This is a genomic window from Promicromonospora thailandica (assembly GCF_024171955.1).
In the GTDB taxonomy this organism is placed as follows: domain Bacteria; phylum Actinomycetota; class Actinomycetes; order Actinomycetales; family Cellulomonadaceae; genus Promicromonospora; species Promicromonospora thailandica.
The window spans coordinates 57,364-74,381 of the sequence record NZ_JAMTCS010000011.1 but is presented as its reverse complement, the minus strand read 5'-3'; the positions used below and the strand labels follow the sequence as shown (position 1 = coordinate 74,381).

The following is a 17,018-nucleotide window of genomic DNA, read 5'->3' as shown; positions in this document are numbered from 1 at the left end:
AGCTCTCTCATACCGATTTGGTAGGTTTTCGCGCGTGCCCGCCCAGACTGACTCCTCCGCCGCCCGCCCGCCCCGCACGAAGCGCGCCCGGATGGGCGTGCTCGACGGACTGCGGTTCGTCGCCGCCCTGGCGGTGATGCTGTTCCACTACACGGCGCTGGGCAACCCCTCCTGGGGCGAGCCGCCCGCCCGGGTGTTCCCTGGCCTGTCCGACCTGACGGCCTTCGGCGCCTTCGGCGTCGACCTCTTCTTCGTCATCTCGGGCTTCGTCATCCTGCTCACCGCCTGGGGCCGCGACGTGCGCTCCTACGCGATCTCGCGGATCACGCGCCTGTACCCCGCCTACTGGGTGGCGGTGCTGCTCACCGGGTTCCTCCTGATCGTGCTGTGGCCGGACCGCCGCGACAACGTGGACCTCTCCGTCACGGGCGTGAACCTCACGATGCTGCAGACGGCATTCGGCGTGCCGCACGTCGACGGCGTCTACTGGACGCTCTGGGTCGAGCTGCGGTTCTACGTGCTGGTCGGCATCCTGCTCGTGCTCGGCCTCACCGGTGCGCGGGTGCTCGCGTTCGCCGCCCTGTGGCCCGCCCTGGGCGCCATGGCGCACCAGGCCGAGCTGACGCTGGTGGCCGACCTGCTCGTGTGGGACTACGCCCCGCTGTTCGCCGGAGGCATGGCGCTGTTCCTGCTCACGAAGGACCGGCGCTCGCTGGTCGCCTGGCTGGTGCTGGCCGAGAACGTGATCCTGGGCTCCGCCTGGTCGGGCCGGGAGACCGCGGGCATCATCATCGCCAACACCGAGCGTGCGGTGCCGGACCTGCTGTCGACGGCGGCCGTCGTCGGCTCGTTCGCCCTGGTCGGGCTCGCGACGCTCACGCGGCTGCGGAACGTCTCGGCAGCCTGGCTGACGACGGCGGGCGCGCTCACCTACCCGCTCTACCTCGTGCACGAGTACTGGGGCTGGTGGATCATCCACCTGCTGCACGACGCGCTGCCGCGGTACGTGGTGCTCGGTGTCGCGATCGCCGTGGTCCTGGTCATGGCCTGGCTGATCCAGCGGTTCGTGGAGAAGCCGCTGGCGCCCGTGCTGCGGGACGGGCTGCGGCGCGCGTTCGCGCGGCTCGAGCTGCTCGACCCGCCCCTCGTCCGCGGTGGCGGCGCAGCGGCCGGGACGCCGGCCGTGGCGCCCGAGGCGGCCGCGGCCCCGGCCGCGGGTGCCCCGGAGCCTGCGGCGGCCGGGCGGGAGCCCGCGGCGGCCGGGACGGGTGCGCGCTGACGCGTGTTTCACCCCGGTTAACGAATGCGCGGATGGGCTGGCGATCTGCGCGACAGCGCGTAGGTTGCCCTACGGGTCCCACCCGGGGGCCTGCCTTCATCCAGGAGAGTGATCCATGCGCATCTCCCACACCCGGCGCGCCGTCGCCGTCGCCACGGCGGCGACGCTCGCGCTGACCGCGCTCGGCGGCGTCGCCGGAAACGCCGCGGACGAGCCGGTGTCGACCCCCGTCCCCGTCGTCACGCCGGACGGGGCCCTGTTCTCCTACGTGGTCAACACCGACCGGGCCACCGCACGCGACACGGCCCTCGCGGTCAAGGCGATCACGCGGGCCGACGGCGTCGTCGTGCAGACCTGGCCGCAGATCGGCGTGGTCGTGGTGCACTCCGCCAACGGCTCCTTCCGCGAGGACGTGGTCGCCGCCGACCGGTTCGGCGTGGTGGAGTCGGTCGGCGTCACCCGCACGGTCTCCCCCACCGAGGGCACCCCGGGCACCGACGCCCCCGCGGGCACCCAGCGGGGCAAGGCGGTGGTCGGCCAGGCGAAGAAGGACACCGTGGGCGGCACCGTCGACGGCCCGTCCCTGAGCGCCGCCGCCGACGACCCCGGCGAGGTGACGCAGTGGGACATGCAGATGATCAAGGCCGACCAGGCCATCGACGTGAACGACGGCTCGTCCCGCGTCACCGTGGGCGTGCTGGACTCCGGCATCGAGGCGTCGCACCCTGACCTCGCCGGGCAGGTCGACGCCAAGCAGTCCGTGAACTGCACGGACGGCGGCCGGCCCGACCTGTCGCGGACCGGCTGGCTGCCCACGACGTCCGACCACGGCACGCACGTGGCGGGCACCATCGCCGCCGCGCGGAACGGCACCGGCATCGTGGGCGTCGCGCCGGGTGTCCGGCTGGCCTCGGTCAAGGTCGTGAACGACGACGGGTTCATCTACCCCGAGTACGCCGTCTGCGGGTTCGTCTGGGCCGGCCTGCGGCACATGGACGTCACCAACAACTCGTACTACGTGGACCCGTTCATGTACTGGTGCGAGGACCAGCCCGACCAGCGTGCCGCGAAGGAGGCCGTGCGCCGCGCGGTCGAGTTCTCGACCCGCCGGGGCGTGGTGCACGCCGCCGCCGCGGGCAACGCCGCGACCGACCTGGCGAACAACACCACGGACACGAGCAGCCCGAACGACTCGACGCCGATCCAGCGCGTCATCAACTCGGGCTGCGAGGACATCCCCGCGGAGCTCGACGGCGTGGTCACGGTCTCGTCGCTGACCCAGACCACCGCCCTGAGCTCGTTCTCCAACCGCGGACTCGACGTGATCGACGTGGCGGCGCCGGGCAGCTCCATCCTGTCCACCGAGCTGGACGGCACCTGGGGCCTCAAGAGCGGCACCTCGATGGCGTCCCCGCACGTGGCCGGCGTGCTCGCGCTGCTGAAGTCCGCGCACCCGCGGTGGAGCCCGGCCCGCCTGGAGGCGGCGGTCCGCACCCAGGCCGACGACCACGAGTGCACCACCGCCTCGGGTCCGGCCTGCGTGGGCACCCCGGCGAACAACAGCTACTACGGGGAGGGCATCGCCGACGCCCTGGAGGCGGTCACCCCCTGACCCACACCCGCTGAGTGCGGGATCTTCGCCCTCTGCGCGGCTTCGGGAGGGCGAAGATCCCGCACTCAGCGGGCTCAGGGGTGGGTCTGGAGGGGCGGGGTCTGCGGGGTCTGCGGGCGGTCGCGGAACAGCCAGCCGGCCCGGGCACGCAGCGCGGCGTGCAGCGGTTCGGCGAGGGTCGTCGCGTAGGTGGCGGTCATGTGGTCGTCGTCCCGGTAGACGAGCACGTTGCCGACCACGCCCTTGCACAGCACCGGACCGCAGATGTGCGGCGTCAGGTCGAGGTGCGCCGCCGACCGCGGGGCACCCTCGGCCTGGCGCACCGGATTGACCGGCGAGAAGGCGTCCGCGCGGGGCCGCGTGCAGCCCGTGCCGTCCGGGTGCTCCTCCACACAGGCCGGCATGTCGAACTCGAACCGCGGGTTGTCCCGCAGCGTCACCACCCGGATGCCCGCCCGGTCGAGCCGCTTCCAGGCCCGGGTCTCGGCCGGGTTGACCTTGTCGCCCGGCGCGATGGTCGAGGTGCGGGTGCCGACCACCATCACGGCGTCCGGCCGCAGCTGCCGGAGCAGCTTCATCGCGTTGGCCCGCCAGCTCCAGCACATGTCCGTCAGGTCGGCCTGCTCGCCGGCGGGCGGCACCTGGAGCCGGCAGCCGCGCCGGGCCAGGAGCAGCACCCGCCAGCCCTCGTCCGCGCCGATCTCCGTCATCGCGGGCGCCCACTGGATCGTGTGCGAGTCGCCCACCATGACCACCACGCGCCGCGGGTCCGGCGCGTCGCTCAGCGTGCAGAGCAGCGGGGCGTCGGCCCCCGGCGTCTCGTGGTTGTCCTGGATGCAGCCGTCGTCGTCGACCGCGGGCCGGTCCTGCGCCGCGACGGCGGCCGCGGGCTGCACGGCCACGTCCGGGACCGGGTCGGTGTGCCGCGGGTCCAGGGCCAGGGCGCCCGGGTAGTCGGAGGCGCCGTCGTCGTCGCCGACCGCCTCGGCCACGGCCTCCGCCTCGGCGAGGAGCTGCGCGTCCTGCCGCTCGAGCAGGCGCACGCCCGCCACGGCTCCGCCCGCCACGAGCGACACGCACACGGCGGCGGCCACGAGCGCCCGCACCCCGCCGAACGCCTCCCGGAACCGCTGCGCCGGGTCGGCCACCAGCTTCGTGGTGAGCCACGACAGCAGCACCGACGTGCTCAGGATGGCCGCCGCGCCCACCGCGTCGACCCGCTCGAGACCGGTGTGGTGCAGGTAGGCGATGAGCAGGGGCCAGTGCCACAGGTACAGCGCGTAAGAGATGTCGGCCACGAAGCGCAGCGGGGCCAGCTGGAGCAGGCCGCGCGGACCCCAGCCCGCGCTCCCGCCGGAGCCCAGCAGCACCAGCAGCGCGCCGCCCACCGGCCAGAGGGCCCACGCGCCGGGGAACAGGGCGCCGCCGTCGAGCAGGAAGCCGCTCGAGACCACCAGGCCCAGGCCCGCCCAGCCGAGCAGCGGGCGCACGGCGCCGGGCAGCCGGAACCACGGCAGGGCCAGCGCGAGGAAGCCGCCGATCCCCAGCTCCCAGAACCGCGCCCACGAGTGGAAGTACGCGACCGGCTGGTCGGCGGCGTGCAGCTCCTGGGCGAAGACGAACGACGCGACGCTCGCCCCCGCGACCACCACGAGCAGCAGCCCCCGGCCGCTGACGCGGACCAGGCGCGCGAGGGCGACGACCACCAGGACCACGACCGGCCAGGCGAGGAAGAACTGGCCCTGGACCGACATCGACCAGAAGTGCTGCAGCGGGCTGGTCTGCGGCCCGGCCGCGCCGTACGCGAGCTGGCCCGAGATCATCTCCCAGTTCACGAAGTACAGGGCGGAGGCCAGGATCTCCCGGCCGGTCTGCGCCCAGATGCCGCGGGGCATGACCCACCAGGCCAGGGCCGCCGTCGCCACGAGCACCAGGAGCGCGGGCGGCACGAGCCGCGCGAACGTGCGCCCGTAGTGCTCGCCCAGGCGCAGCTCACGGCGCTCGGCGCGGCGCAGCAGGGAGCCGGTCGCCAGGAACCCGGACAGCACGAGGAAGACGTCGACGCCGCCCGAGACGCGGCCGTTGCCGAAGAGGTGGAACGCCACCACGAGGGCGAGCGCGAGCCCGCGCAGGCCGTGCAGCTCGGGGATGTGCCCCGAGCGCCCGCGCGGCGCGGCGTGCGCGGGCGGGCGGGCGGCGTCGTCCGGAACGGGCCGCGCGTCCTGCGGCGTGCCCGGGGACCCCGGTCCGGGCGCGGACCGGGGCGGGTTGGAGACGACGCTCACCTGGGAAACCTCCGGATGGATCTACGTGCTGGGGCGCCGGAAGGCCGCCGACCGAGGGTCGGCGGCCTTCCGGCGCGGCGGCGCGGCGGTCAGTACTGGTGCGCCGTCCCGCCGATCATGCCCGCGGCGACCGTCTTGTTGGTGGCCTCGTCCACGAGGATGAAGGCGCCGGTCTGCCGGTTGGCCTGGTACGGGTCCACGAACAGCGGCTGGGTGACGCGCAGGCGGATGCGGGCGATCTCGTTGAGCTTGATCTCCGTGGCGTCCTCGTCGCGGTGCAGCGTGTTCACGTCGACGCGGTAGTTGATGTTCTTCACCATCGCGCGCGCCCACCGGGTGGTGTGCTTGATCGCGTACTTCTTGCCCTGCACCAGCGAGGCGGACTCGTCCATCCAGCAGATCTGGGCGTCGACGTCCTGCGTCACCGTCGGGGCGTTGTTCGGGCGGCAGATCATGTCGCCGCGCGAGATGTCGATCTCGTCCGCCAGGCGCACCGTCACGGACATCGGCGGGAAGGCCTCGTCGACCGGGCCGTCCGCCGTGTCGATGGACGCGATGGTGGTCTCCAGGCCCGCGGGCAGGGCCAGCACCCGGTCGCCCGGCTTCATGACCCCGGACGCCACGGTGCCCGCGTAGCCGCGGTAGTCGCGCGCGTCGTTCTGCTGCGGCCGGATCACGTACTGCACCGGGAACCGCACGTCGACCAGGTTGCGGTCGGAGGCCACGTGCAGCCGCTCCAGGTGGCTGAGCAGCGGCGAGCCGTCGAACCACTGCATGTTCTCGGAGCGCGTGACCACGTTGTCGCCCGCCAGGGCGGACACGGGGATGAAGGTCAGGTCGGGCACGCGCAGCCGGCTCGCGAACTCCGTGAACTCCTTGCGGATGTTCTCGAACACGGCCTCGTCGTAGTCGACCAGGTCCATCTTGTTCACGCAGACGACGACGTGGGGCACGCCCAGCAGCGTCGCCAGGAACGTGTGCCGGCGCGACTGCTCGACGACGCCCTTGCGCGCGTCCACGAGGATGAGCGCGACGTCCGCCGTCGAGGCGCCCGTGACCATGTTCCGCGTGTACTGGATGTGGCCCGGGGTGTCCGCGATGATGAACTTGCGCTTGGGCGTCGCGAAGTAGCGGTAGGCCACGTCGATGGTGATGCCCTGCTCCCGCTCGGCGCGCAGGCCGTCCGTCAGGAGCGAGAGGTCCGCGTAGTCGTTGCCGCGGTCCTTGCTGACCTGCTCCACCGACTCGAGCTGGTCGGCGAAGATCGACTTGCTGTCGAACAGCAGGCGGCCGATCAGCGTCGACTTGCCGTCGTCGACCGAGCCCGCCGTGGCGAAGCGCAGCAGGTCGCCGCTGACGACCTCGTGGTGGGTCCCGGCGGCGTCGGGAAGAGTCGTCGTCATCAGAAGTAGCCTTCCTTCTTGCGGTCCTCCATGGCGGCCTCGCTGACCCGGTCGTCGCCGCGCGTGGCACCGCGCTCCGTGAGGCGCACGGCGGCGACCTCCTCGACGACGTCGTGCAGCGTGCTCGCCGTGGACTCGACGCAGGCGGTGAGGTTCGCGTCGCCGACGGTGCGGTAGCGCGTGGAGAGGACCTGCGCGCTCTCGCCGTCCTTGAGCGGGGTGAAGTCGTTGACCTCGTAGAGCATGCCGCCGCGCTCCACGACCTCGCGCTCCTTGGCGAGGTAGAGGTCCGGCAGGTCGATGTCCTCGGCCTCGATGTAGGACCAGATGTCCAGCTCGGTCCAGTTGGACAGCGGGAACACCCGGATGGACTCGCCCTGGTGGACGCGGCCGTTGTAGAGGTTCCAGATCTCCGGACGCTGGTTCTTGGGGGTCCCACTGGCCGAAGTCGTCGCGGAAGGAGAACACGCGCTCCTTGGCGCGGGCCTTCTCCTCGTCACGGCGCCCGCCGCCGAACAGCGCGTCGAAGCCGTGCTTCTCGGCGGCCTCCAGCAGCACCGGGGTCTGGATCCGGTTGCGGGAACCGTTGGGCTCCTCCTGCACGAGGCCGCGGTCGATCCCCTCCTGGACGGAGGCGACGACGAGCTGGACGCCCGTGCGCTCCACCCAGCGGTCCCGGCAGTCGAGCACGGTCCGGAAGTTCAGGCCGGTGTCGACGTGCATGATCGGGAACGGCACGCGCGCGGGCGCGAACGCCTTCACGGCGAGGTGCAGCATCACGATGGAGTCCTTGCCGCCGGAGAACAGCAGGCAGGGCCGCTGCATCTCCGCGACCACCTCGCGCATGATGTGGATGCTCTCGGCCTCCAGGCTGCGCAGCTGGCTCAGGACGTGGCTCTTCACTCCTCAAGCACCTTCCTTGCTATCTGCCCCGACCACGGACGCGACACCGACGGTGCCGAGCAGCTCACGCAGGCGCGGAGCCAGTGCCGGGGGGCATACGAACAGGTCGGGGAGCCAGGGGTTCTCCCGGTTGTACTCGAGCTCCGATCCGTCCAGACGGGTGCAGACGAGCCCGCGGGACCTGGCGACGGCGACAGGGGCCGCGGAGTCCCACTCGTACTGGCCGCCCCCGTGGACGTAGGCATCCACTGTACCGTCGGCCACCGCGAGCACCTTGACGCCCGCCGAGCCCATCGGCACGAGCTCCACGTCGCCGCGCTCGGCCAGCGCGGACACGAACGCCGGCGGACGGCTGCGGCTCGCGGCGATGCGCAGCGGGCGCCGCCCCTCGAGCACGGCCGCACTGTCGTCGTCGGGCACGACGCCGTCCGCGGTGGTCGGGACCTGGCCGCGGGCCGGGAGCGCGACGGCTCCGGCGGTGAGGCCGGCCCCCCGCTCCCAGAGCGCGACGTGGACGGCGAAGTCGTCCCGCCACACCCCGGCCGGGGAGTCCGCCTCCGGGCGCTCCGCGAACTCGCGGGTGCCGTCGAGGGGGTCGATGATCCAGACCCGGGCGGCGTCGAGCCGGCCCCGGTCGTCGGCGGCCTCCTCCGAGAGCACGGCGTCCGCGGGGCGGGCGGCGGCGAGCGCGGCGGCGAGCCAGGCCTGCGCCGCGGCGTCCCCGGCGTCCTTGAGCTCGGGGGCGACGAACGTGCCGCCCGCGGCGTCGACCTCGGCCCGGAGCGCGAGGAGCACCTCGGCGGCTCCGGCAGCGAGCGCGTGGGCGAGGGCGGCGTCGTCGAGCGACGCCGGAGGGAGCGTGGGAGAGGGCGAGTCCATCGGTCTCCAGGTCTGCGGGAACGTCTGCTGAGACGTACGGGAACGTCGAGCGCCCGTGCGGACTGCCCTGGCCCGCGTCGGGTGGCCGGCCCGTCCGGGCGGCAGCCGGGTGGAACCCCGGCGAACGCGCCGAGGCTACCATTCGTGCATGCGATCCACTGCCAGGGAGGCCGTTCAGTGCTGATCGGCAACCTACGCACATCATGGGCCATAAAACCGACCGGAGTAGTCGGGATTGGACCCGGCGACGCCGCGACCGACAGGGACAGCATTCGTGACCATTGACCCCGCCCTGATCCTCGGCGGCCTGGTGGTCGGCTTCATCGTGGGGCTCACCGGCATGGGTGGCGGCGCCCTGATGACGCCGATGCTCATCTTCGTGTTCCGTGTGGACCCGCTCGTCGCGGTCTCCAGCGACGTCGTGGCCAGCCTGTTCATGAAGCCGGCCGGCGCCTTCGTGCACCTGCGCCGCAAGACCGTCAACCTGCGCCTCGTGCTGTGGCTGTGCGTCGGCTCCGTACCCGCCGCCTTCTCGGGCGCGCTGATCATCCAGTACCTGCCCTTCGGGGAGTCGCTCGACGCCGCCCTCAAGACCGTGCTGGGCTGCGCCCTGCTGCTGGCGTCGGCCGGCCTCGTGGTGCGCGCCGTGCTCCAGATGGTCCGCAGCCGCTCCGCGCTCGGCGAGGGACCCGCCCGGCCGTCGGCGCCCGAGCTCGTGGTGCGCCCGGTCCCGACGGCGCTCCTCGGCGCGGCCGCCGGGCTCCTGGTGGGCATGACGTCGGTGGGCGCCGGGTCGATCATCATCGTGGTGCTCCTGCTGCTGTACCCGGCCCTGAAGGCCTCGCAGCTCGTGGGCACCGACCTCGTGCAGGCCGTGCCCCTCGTCGCGGCGGCCTCGCTCGGGCACCTCCTGTACGGCGACTTCTCGCTCGGGCTGACCACGTCTCTCCTGGTCGGCGCGATCCCCGGCGCCTGGTTCGGCGCCCACGTGTCCTCGCGCGCGCCGGGCGGCATCATCCGCCGGGCCCTCGCGATCCTGCTGCTCGCCTCGGCGCTGAAGCTGCTCGGCGCGAGCCTGCCCGTGGTGCTCGGCGCCGCCGGCACCGCGCTCGTGGTCGGCAACCTGGTGTGGTTCTGGGTGCGGCGCCGCTTCTCCGGCGGTACCCAGGCGCCGGGGGCACACTCGAAGCGCGACTCCACCAGCGATCCCGGCCACGACTCCACGACGAGCCAGGCCGACGACCAGGCCCCCGCAGAATCGAGCCCGCACCGATGACCGACACCCCCGCCCGCGTCCTGACCGACGACGAGCTGGACCTCCTCGAGCTCGCCCTCGGCGGCGCGCTGGCCCCCGCGGACCTCGCGGCGGCCCTGCCCGGCGTGCCGCCCGAGGTCGTGCTGACCGACGCCGAGAACACCCCGCTCGCCCGCCTCACGAGCGGCCCGTCGGCCGCGGTCGAGCCGCTCAAGCCGCTCGCCGCGGCGATCGGCCCGCAGTGGGACGACGCCGTCCGCCGCCCGGCCCGGGACGTGCGCACGGACCTCGGCGCCGGGGCGGACGAGGTCGGCCTGCTCGTCACCGAGCCGCCCACCCGCGAGGACGTGGAGACGGCGGCGGCCCTGGCCACCGGGCCGGGTGGTGGCACGGTGCTGCTGCTCGTCCCGGTCGCGCGCCGGGCGCCGGAGCCGGGCGCCGTGGGTGCCGCGGGCCTCGTCCGCGCCGCGCAGGCGCTGGCCGGCGACCTCGCCGACCGCACGGGCGCGCGCGTGGTCACGGTCGCCGTGCCCTGGCCGGGCGCCGACCGGACGGCGGTGTCTCTCGCCGACGTCGCGGGCGCCTACGGCGCACGCCGGGCCGAGCCGCTCGCCGCGCGCCGCTCCCCCGCGACCGCCGACGCCGTCGCGGGCCTGGCCCGCGTGCGCGAGGAGGCGGTGGCGGCCCTGTACCCGCCCGCCTCGGCCGCCGAGGTGAACCGTGCGACCCGCAGCGCCCACCGCCGGGGCGCGGTCGTCTTCTTCACGGGCCTGTCGGGCTCGGGCAAGTCGACGGTGGCCCGGGCACTGGCCGCCGAGCTGGACGACGACGGCCTGCGGACCACGCTGCTCGACGGCGACGCCGTGCGCCACCACCTGTCCAAGGGTCTCGGCTTCGACCGGGCGTCCCGCGAGCTGAACGTCGAGCGCATCGGCTACGTCGCGGCGCTCGTGGCCGAGCACGGCGGTATCGCCGTCGCCGCCCCCATCGCGCCGTTCGCCTCGGGCCGGGCGCGCGTGCGGGAGCTGGCCGAGGCCGCGGGGGCGCACTACCTGCTCGTGCACGTGAGCACGCCCCTGGAGGTGTGCGAGGCGCGCGACCGCAAGGGCCTGTACGCCCGCGCGCGGGCGGGCGAGATCCCCGACTTCACCGGGATCTCGTCACCGTACGAGGAGCCGGCCGACGCCGACGTCGTCGTCGACACGTCGCACGTGCCGGTCGAGGAGGCCGTCCGCACCGTCCGCACCGCCCTGGCGGCGCGGCTCGGCGAGGAGGACCTGGGACGACCAGGACACCCGTGACCAGCACCGAAGCAGCACCGACGCATGTGAGGAAGCAGCAGATGAATGACCAGAGCACGGCCGAGCGGCGGCGCGGGTACGGCGAGGGCAAGGGCATCGGCGCCCGGTTCCGCGGCCAGTTCGGGCCCGTCACCGCCTACCGGACCGGCATCGACGAGCTGCAGACCAAGCTCACCGACCTGCTCGTGTCGAACGCCCGCGGCTCCCGTCCCTCGGTGGAGGCCGTCGAGGAGGTGCGGGGCCTGGCGGTGCGCAACCGCACGCACGACTGGGCGGGCGTGTCGCTCGGCGCCGTCGCGACCCTCTGGAAGGAGTTCGGCGACGAGGCCTCCGGCGCGTGGCTGCCCGTGATGCTCGCGGAGGCGGGCCGGTTCGAGGACGCCGCGGCGATCCCTCGCCGGCGGGTGCGCGGCGGCCCGCCGGCGTTCGCCGAGGCCGTCGTCACCACGGCGCTCTGGGCCCTGGGCCGCGAGGACGAGGCCCGGGAGCGGATGACGTCGCTCGTCGAGGCGTTCCCCGACCTGGAGGAGCGGTTCATCAGCGCCTGGGGCACCGACGCGCGGGCCGACGAGTTCCGGGCCCTGCGCCGCCCGGTGGACCCGGAGGTGCTGCCCGTCTTCTTCCACCTGCCGTTCTCCGGCGGCACCAGCATGATCGTCTCGCTCAAGCGGACCATCCCCTGGGCGCGGATGATCGAGATCAACCGGCGGTTCGGGGAGCTCCAGGTCGAGCGTGCCCTGCAGTACTCCGCCGCGGACCTCGCCCCGTTCCAGATGGTGCACCAGCACCACCCGTTCGGCTTCACGCTGCCGGGCCGGCGCCTGTCCTACTTCACGGTGCTGCGCGACCCGGTGTCGCAGATCCGCTCCGGGTACTTCAAGCGACAGGCGTCGGAGCACATCATCGGCACGCGCGACGACTCGCCGACGTTCGACGAGCACATCGCCTACACGGTGGAGAACGGGCTGACCAACATGCTGTCGCGGCAGCTCGTGACGACGCACCCGGAGATCCGGGCGCGGTACGCCACGAGGTACCGCGGGCCCGGCGCCTACCGGCCGATCGCCACCGAGGAGGACATGTACTGGCTCGAGGCGACGGCAGACCTGAGCGAGCGCGACCTCGAGCGCCTGTGCCGGGAGACCCTCGACGAGCAGTTCCACCTGGTCGGCACGATGAAGCACCTCGCGGCCAGCCACCTCGCGGCCGTGGCGGGCGTGGGCGTGCCCGTCGCGGAGCGCGTCGGGCACCAGGGCAAGTCGGGCCAGCCCACCGAGCGGGTCGAGGAGCCGGCGTCGATCGTCCGGCTGCGCACCGCGAACGCCGTCGACCAGCGCCTGTACGAGGAGTACACGGCCCGCTTCGAGGCCGAGCACGGCTCGCTGATCCAGGCCGTCGAGGGCGTCCAGGCGGTCGAGCCGGCCTGACCGGCCGACGCCCGGCCCGACCGGCGAACGCGCGAGGGCCCGGTGACCGACGTCGGTCACCGGGCCCTCGCGCGTGGCGGTCCCGCTCAGCCCTTGCCGGGGCCCTTCCCGGGACCCTTGCCCGCGGGGCGCTGCGCGCGGACGAACTCCTTGTACTCCTCGGTGACCACGTGCGTGGGGCCGTCCATGACGAGCTGCCCCTGGTGGATCCACAGCACGCGGTTGCACATGGCCTCGATCGTGGAGATCGAGTGGCTCACGAGGAACACGGTGCCCGCGTTCTCGCGCACCTGCTCGATGCGCGCCTTCGACTTGGCCTTGAAGGCCGCGTCGCCGGTGGCCAGCGCCTCGTCGATCATCAGGATGTCCGGCTGCGCCGACGACGAGATGGCGAAGCGCAGACGCGCGCCCATGCCCGACGAGTACGTGCGCATCGGCATGTAGACGAAGTCGCCGATGCCGGCGAACTCCACGACGTCGTCGAACCGCTCCTCGACCTGCTTGGGCGTGAGGCCCAGCGCGAGGCCGCCGATCATGATGTTGCGCTCGCCCGAGAGCTGCGGCATCAGCGCGGCGTTCACGCCCAGCAGCGACGGCTCGCCCGACACGTGCACGCTGCCCGACTTCGCGGGCATGAGGCCCGCGATGGCCCGCAGCAGCGTGCTCTTGCCGGAGCCGTTGACGCCGACGATGCCGACCGACTCGCCGTGCCGCACCGTGAAGGAGATGCCACGCACGGCGTGCACCTCGCTGACGGCGCCGACGTGCTGCCGGCCCGAGCTGATCAGGCGACGGACGAACGACTGCTTCTCGTTCACCTCGGTGATGTGGGCGCCGCCGGCGGCCTTCTTGCCCCGGGCGCCGATCACGCGGTAGACGATGTGCAGGTCGTCGACGACGAGGCACGGGTCGCCGAGCTTGGCCTCGGGCGCCTCCTCGTCCAGGTCCTCGGGCTCCAGCTCGAGGTCGAAGTCCATGTGTGCCTCGGCCTCAGTCACGTCCGTACCTCTCCTCGGCGCGCCAGAAGACGATGAAGCCGATCACGAAGAACAGCACCGCCCAGACGCCGCCCATGATCCACATCGTGCCGTCGGGCTGGATGGTCTCCTCGCTCATCAGCGTGGAGCGCACCAGGTACAGGTACACGGAGACCGGCTGGTAGTCGAAGAGCAGCTCGACGGCGGTCTGCCGCCAGCCGCCCAGGTCGAGGTCCTGGTGGACGTAGTTCGTGACCGGGAAGATGACGCCGGACGCGTACATCACCAGGCGCATCACGAAGCTGATCACGTTGTCGAGGTCCGGCGTGGTGGCCACGAGCCGGGCCATGATGAACGCGACGCCCATGTTGAACAGGCACAGCAGGGCGACCGCGGCGGGCAGCAGGAGCCACCACCACGTGACCCGCTCGGGTGAGTAGTCCGCCATGAACCCGCTGAGCAGCACGATCACGCACATCACCAGGATCGCGGGGATCAGCGTGGCGAGCTGCGAGAGCACCGACGAGATGGGCAGCACGGCGCGCGGGAAGTGCAGGGAGCGCAGCAGCTGCGACTTGCCGCTGATCGACTTGGCGCCGCCCGTGACGGACGCCTCGACGAAGCGGAACATGAACACGCCGATCACGATGAACGCGACGGTGTTCTCGACGCCGCGGCTCACGCCCAGGATGATGCCGAAGATCAGCACGTACACGGCGGCGTTCAGGATGGGGTTGAGGACCGCCCAGAGCTGTCCCAGGTAGTTGTTCTGGTTCTTCGCGTAGGCGGTGGACGACGCCATCACCCGGATGAACGGCCAGCGCCGTGCGACGTCCCGGATGTACTCGCCCAGCGCCGGGCGGACGTTCAGGGGCTTGAGGCCGTACTTCTGGGCGAGCGCGAGCCGCTCCGCCGACGTCGTGCTCGGCACGATCGGCGGCGGGGGCTGCTTCTTGCCACCCTTCGCGGGCGGCGACTTGGGCGCAGCCACGTCGGTAGTCGGATTGCTCACGATGCGCAGGGATTCCTGTCTCTGTGGTGTGGCCGGGAGCGCACGGCCACCTCAAATCCTAGTCGGACCAGGGATCGTATCGGTCCGCGGCGAAACCCTACTGCATGTGTCGGAAAACCCTCCAGCCGCCTTCCCGCAGGTGAGGGGCTCGTTCCGACGGCATGCCGGACCGGGCGGGCCGAAGGCGCGCACATGTTCCGCACGCGTGTCGCACGGCTGTCTCACGCGCCGCACACGGCCCCCGGCACCTGCGCCGGGCACGCGGCGGGCCTCCTCCGCAGCGGGGGTGCGCCGCGCGCGCGGGCGCGTGAGAGACTGCACGGCGTGCTGACCGCCCGCCCCGACCCGGCCGACCTGCCTGTCCGGCCGGCGCGGCCCGCCGGCGCACTGGTGGAGTCCCCGCTCCAGCTCCTGTGCACCGTCGAGGCCCACGCCGCGGGGCTCGGTGGCGCCCCGACCCGGATCCACGTGCGCGACGACGTGCCCGCGCTGGACACCGCCCTGGAGGCCGTACGCGGCTTCGGGCTGCCGGACGACCTGGAGACCGACCTCGCCGGACGCCGCGCCGCACTGTCCGCGCGCGACCCCGTCTGGCTCGTGGGCGACGCCTTCTCCGGGCTCTTCCAGGCCACCGCCCTGCTGCGGTGCGGCGTGGAGCGCGTGGTGCTGGTCGACGACGGGCTCGCCACCCTGGACCTGGCCCGCCGGCTGGCCGCCAGCGAGCCGCTGGTCCGGATGCGCGCCGAGACCGGCGGCCCGCGCCGGCAGCTCGGCGCCGCGGCCGCCCGCCGGCTGCGCCGCCTGGCCGCCGACGGCCGCGTCACGCTCTTCACCGCGCTCCCCCTGGAGCCCGCGATCCGCGCGCAGCTCTCGGCCCAGGGCTTCGCCGTCGTGCGCAACGACTTCGCGTGGCTCGCGGGCGCCCCCGTGGGCGACGCCCCGACCGAGCCCACCGTGGTGATCGGCTCCGCGCTCCCCGCGGACGGGCTCGTGGACGCCGACGCCTACGTGACGTGGGTGGGTGGCCTGGCCGCCCAGGGCCCGCTGCGCTACCTGCCGCACCGCCGCCAGACGCCCCGGCTGCTGGCCCGCCTCGGTGCCCTGCCCGGCGTCACGGTCGACTCGGCGCAGGCGCCGGTGGAGCTACGCTTGCGCGGCATGACGGCCCCGCAACGGGTCGTCAGCCTGCCGTCGACGGCGGCCGTGCTGCTCACCTCGATCCTCAGCCCACGCGGTGTGGCGGTGATCCCGCAGGCCGTCGCGGACGACTGGTGGACGTCCCGCGCCACGCCCGGCCTGCGCGCGCACCTCTCGGGCGTGCTCCGCCTCGCCGCGGACGCGGCCGCGCTGCACCGGTCCGAGCCCACGCCGCACGGCGCCACCCGCCCCGTCACCGACCAGAACAACCCGGAGGACCACGGATGACCATCCGCGTGCTCGCCGTCGCGGACAGCGACTCGTACCTCAAGTGGGCCTGCGCCACGCTCGACCGCATCGGCGCACCCGAGGACGAGGGGCTGGCGCGCTCGGCGGTCCTGGTCCGCACCCCGATCATCCCCACGACGAACCAGATCGCGGCCGCCGTGGCCGGGTCGTCCGTGGTGCGGCCGCCGGTGCTGAGCCTGCGCGAGCTCAAGGAGCACGTCCGCGAGACGCGGCCCGACGTCGTCCTCGTGGCCGCCACGGGGCCCGTGGCCGAGATGGTGGCGCGCATCGTCGTGCGGGCCGACCCCGCGAACCGGCCCGCCCTGGTGACGGGCCTGCCGGGCATGGCCCTGCCCGCCACGCCCCGGGGCACGGCCTGGCGCCGCTGGTGCGACGCGTTCATCGTGCACAGCCGCCGCGAGATCGCGGCCTACCGGGACGCGTTCGCGGCCCAGGAGGCACAGCCGCGCATCGTGCTGGGGCATTTGCCGTTCCTGGAGCGGCTCACCGCCATCCCGTCCCGGCCCACCGAGCGCGTCGTCTTCGCCGCGCAGGCGAAGGTGCCGGAGGGCCGCGACGATCGCGTGCGGCTGCTGGACGGCCTCGCGCGCCTGTCGACCGAGGGCTTCGAGGTGATCGTGAAGCTGCGGGCCCGCAAGGGCGAGCGGCAGACGCACAACGAGCTGCACCCCTACGACGAGCTGTGGGACGCGGAGCACGAGCGCCTGGGCCACCGCAGCGACGCGGTGCGGTTCGTGGACGGCCCGATGGCCGAGTGGCTGCAGCCCGGCACGGCCCTGGTGACCGTCAGCTCGACGGCAGCCCTGGAGTCGCTGGCCCTGCACCTGCCGACGGCCCTCGTCGACGACTTCGGCGTGGACGCCACGCTGCTCAACGAGCCCTTCGCGGGCAGCGGCTGCATGGTCTCCCTGGCGGACACGGGCCGGGCGTTCCGCGAGAACGGACCGGTCCCGGACCCGGAGTGGCTCGACGAGAACTACCTGCACGCCACCGAGTCCGAGCTGCCCGGCATCGTGGCCGAGCTCGCCGCGCTGCGCGCCTCGGGCGACCTGACGCCGCTGCCCGACGTCGAGCCGTGGTCGGCCCGCCGGCACGCGAAGGTCGTGGCGCAGTCGATCCTGCCCGCCTCGGTCTACGGCGCCATCCTGGCGACCGGCCGCCCGGTGAAGCGCGCCCTGGACAAGGTCACGGGCACCCCCACCTGACGTGCCGGGACGTACAGGTCGCGCGCGACCTGTA

General features: G+C 73.4%; 12 protein-coding genes and 1 pseudogene. 7 read left to right on the top strand and 6 right to left on the bottom strand.

Annotation, left to right across the window (positions count from 1 at the left end; genetic code table 11):
• Positions 1 to 34 precede the first annotated feature (34 nt).
• Both APR03_RS17615 and APR03_RS17610 read left to right on the top strand, forming a co-directional pair.
• Positions 35 to 1,279 carry an acyltransferase family protein gene (locus APR03_RS17615; protein WP_253837676.1) on the top strand — a complete coding sequence of 415 codons (1,245 nt, stop codon included), beginning with the start codon at positions 35 to 37 and terminating at the stop codon, positions 1,277 to 1,279.
• Between the two features lie 115 nt (positions 1,280 to 1,394).
• Positions 1,395 to 2,891, top strand: a complete 1,497-nt coding sequence (locus APR03_RS17610) for a S8 family peptidase (protein WP_253837675.1) — start codon at positions 1,395 to 1,397, stop codon at positions 2,889 to 2,891.
• 74 nt (positions 2,892 to 2,965) lie between these two features.
• Here the strand turns inward: APR03_RS17610 and APR03_RS17605 are convergent, their stop codons facing one another.
• From APR03_RS17605 to APR03_RS17590, 4 genes and pseudogenes are all read right to left on the bottom strand, one after another.
• A complete protein-coding gene (locus tag APR03_RS17605) occupies positions 2,966 to 5,176 on the bottom strand; it encodes an acyltransferase family protein (protein ID WP_253837674.1) in 2,211 nt (736 codons plus the stop codon).
• A gap of 89 nt (positions 5,177 to 5,265) precedes the next feature.
• On the bottom strand, positions 5,266 to 6,579 hold the full coding sequence (cysN, locus tag APR03_RS17600) for a sulfate adenylyltransferase subunit CysN (protein WP_253837673.1): 1,314 nt from the start codon (positions 6,577 to 6,579) through the stop codon (positions 5,266 to 5,268).
• Positions 6,579 to 7,425 (bottom strand): annotated as a pseudogene (gene cysD / locus APR03_RS17595) (sulfate adenylyltransferase subunit CysD). Before cysD ends, cysN begins: the two are co-directional and overlap by 1 nt.
• A gap of 60 nt (positions 7,426 to 7,485) precedes the next feature.
• On the bottom strand, positions 7,486 to 8,361 hold the full coding sequence (locus APR03_RS17590; RefSeq protein ID WP_253837672.1) for a 3'(2'),5'-bisphosphate nucleotidase CysQ: 876 nt from the start codon (positions 8,359 to 8,361) through the stop codon (positions 7,486 to 7,488).
• Positions 8,362 to 8,635: 274 nt separating this feature from the next.
• Between APR03_RS17590 and APR03_RS17585 the strand changes: the two genes are divergently transcribed.
• Genes APR03_RS17585 through APR03_RS17575 form a run of 3 tightly spaced genes read left to right on the top strand, consistent with a single transcriptional unit; the run spans position 8,636 to position 12,344 of the window.
• On the top strand, positions 8,636 to 9,637 hold the full coding sequence (locus APR03_RS17585; protein ID WP_253837670.1) for a sulfite exporter TauE/SafE family protein: 1,002 nt from the start codon (positions 8,636 to 8,638) through the stop codon (positions 9,635 to 9,637).
• Positions 9,634 to 10,917 carry an adenylyl-sulfate kinase gene (cysC, locus tag APR03_RS17580; RefSeq protein WP_253837668.1) on the top strand — a complete coding sequence of 428 codons (1,284 nt, stop codon included), beginning with the start codon at positions 9,634 to 9,636 and terminating at the stop codon, positions 10,915 to 10,917. Before APR03_RS17585 ends, cysC begins: the two co-directional genes overlap by 4 nt.
• A 41-nt stretch (positions 10,918 to 10,958) precedes the next feature.
• Complete coding sequence (locus APR03_RS17575; RefSeq protein WP_253837666.1) at positions 10,959 to 12,344, top strand: hypothetical protein; 1,386 nt, start codon at positions 10,959 to 10,961, stop codon at positions 12,342 to 12,344.
• Positions 12,345 to 12,430: 86 nt separating this feature from the next.
• Here APR03_RS17575 and APR03_RS17570 read toward each other — a convergent pair whose 3' ends face one another.
• Positions 12,431 to 13,342, bottom strand: a complete 912-nt coding sequence (locus tag APR03_RS17570; protein WP_253837664.1) for an ABC transporter ATP-binding protein — start codon at positions 13,340 to 13,342, stop codon at positions 12,431 to 12,433.
• Positions 13,335 to 14,333: an ABC transporter permease gene (locus tag APR03_RS17565; RefSeq protein WP_253837663.1), complete on the bottom strand. Its 999-nt coding sequence runs from the start codon at positions 14,331 to 14,333 to the stop codon at positions 13,335 to 13,337. Before APR03_RS17565 ends, APR03_RS17570 begins: the two co-directional genes overlap by 8 nt.
• Before the next feature lie 324 nt (positions 14,334 to 14,657).
• Between APR03_RS17565 and APR03_RS17560 the strand changes: the two genes are divergently transcribed.
• Together APR03_RS17560 and APR03_RS17555 are read left to right on the top strand one after the other, a co-directional pair.
• Positions 14,658 to 15,758, top strand: a complete 1,101-nt coding sequence (locus APR03_RS17560; RefSeq protein WP_253837661.1) for a hypothetical protein — start codon at positions 14,658 to 14,660, stop codon at positions 15,756 to 15,758.
• On the top strand, positions 15,755 to 16,984 hold the full coding sequence (locus APR03_RS17555; RefSeq protein ID WP_253837659.1) for a DUF6716 putative glycosyltransferase: 1,230 nt from the start codon (positions 15,755 to 15,757) through the stop codon (positions 16,982 to 16,984). The genes APR03_RS17560 and APR03_RS17555 overlap by 4 nt, the downstream gene beginning before the upstream one ends.
• Positions 16,985 to 17,018 lie beyond the last annotated feature (34 nt).

Coding starts and splice junctions, on each gene's coding strand:
- cysN (WP_253837673.1), bottom strand. CDS start 6,579: ATGACGACGACTCTTCCCGACGCCGCCGGGACCCACCACGAGGTCGTC.
- APR03_RS17555 (WP_253837659.1), top strand. CDS start 15,755: ATGACCATCCGCGTGCTCGCCGTCGCGGACAGCGACTCGTACCTCAAG.
- APR03_RS17575 (WP_253837666.1), top strand. CDS start 10,959: ATGAATGACCAGAGCACGGCCGAGCGGCGGCGCGGGTACGGCGAGGGC.
- APR03_RS17610 (WP_253837675.1), top strand. CDS start 1,395: ATGCGCATCTCCCACACCCGGCGCGCCGTCGCCGTCGCCACGGCGGCG.
- APR03_RS17590 (WP_253837672.1), bottom strand. CDS start 8,361: ATGGACTCGCCCTCTCCCACGCTCCCTCCGGCGTCGCTCGACGACGCC.
- cysC (WP_253837668.1), top strand. CDS start 9,634: ATGACCGACACCCCCGCCCGCGTCCTGACCGACGACGAGCTGGACCTC.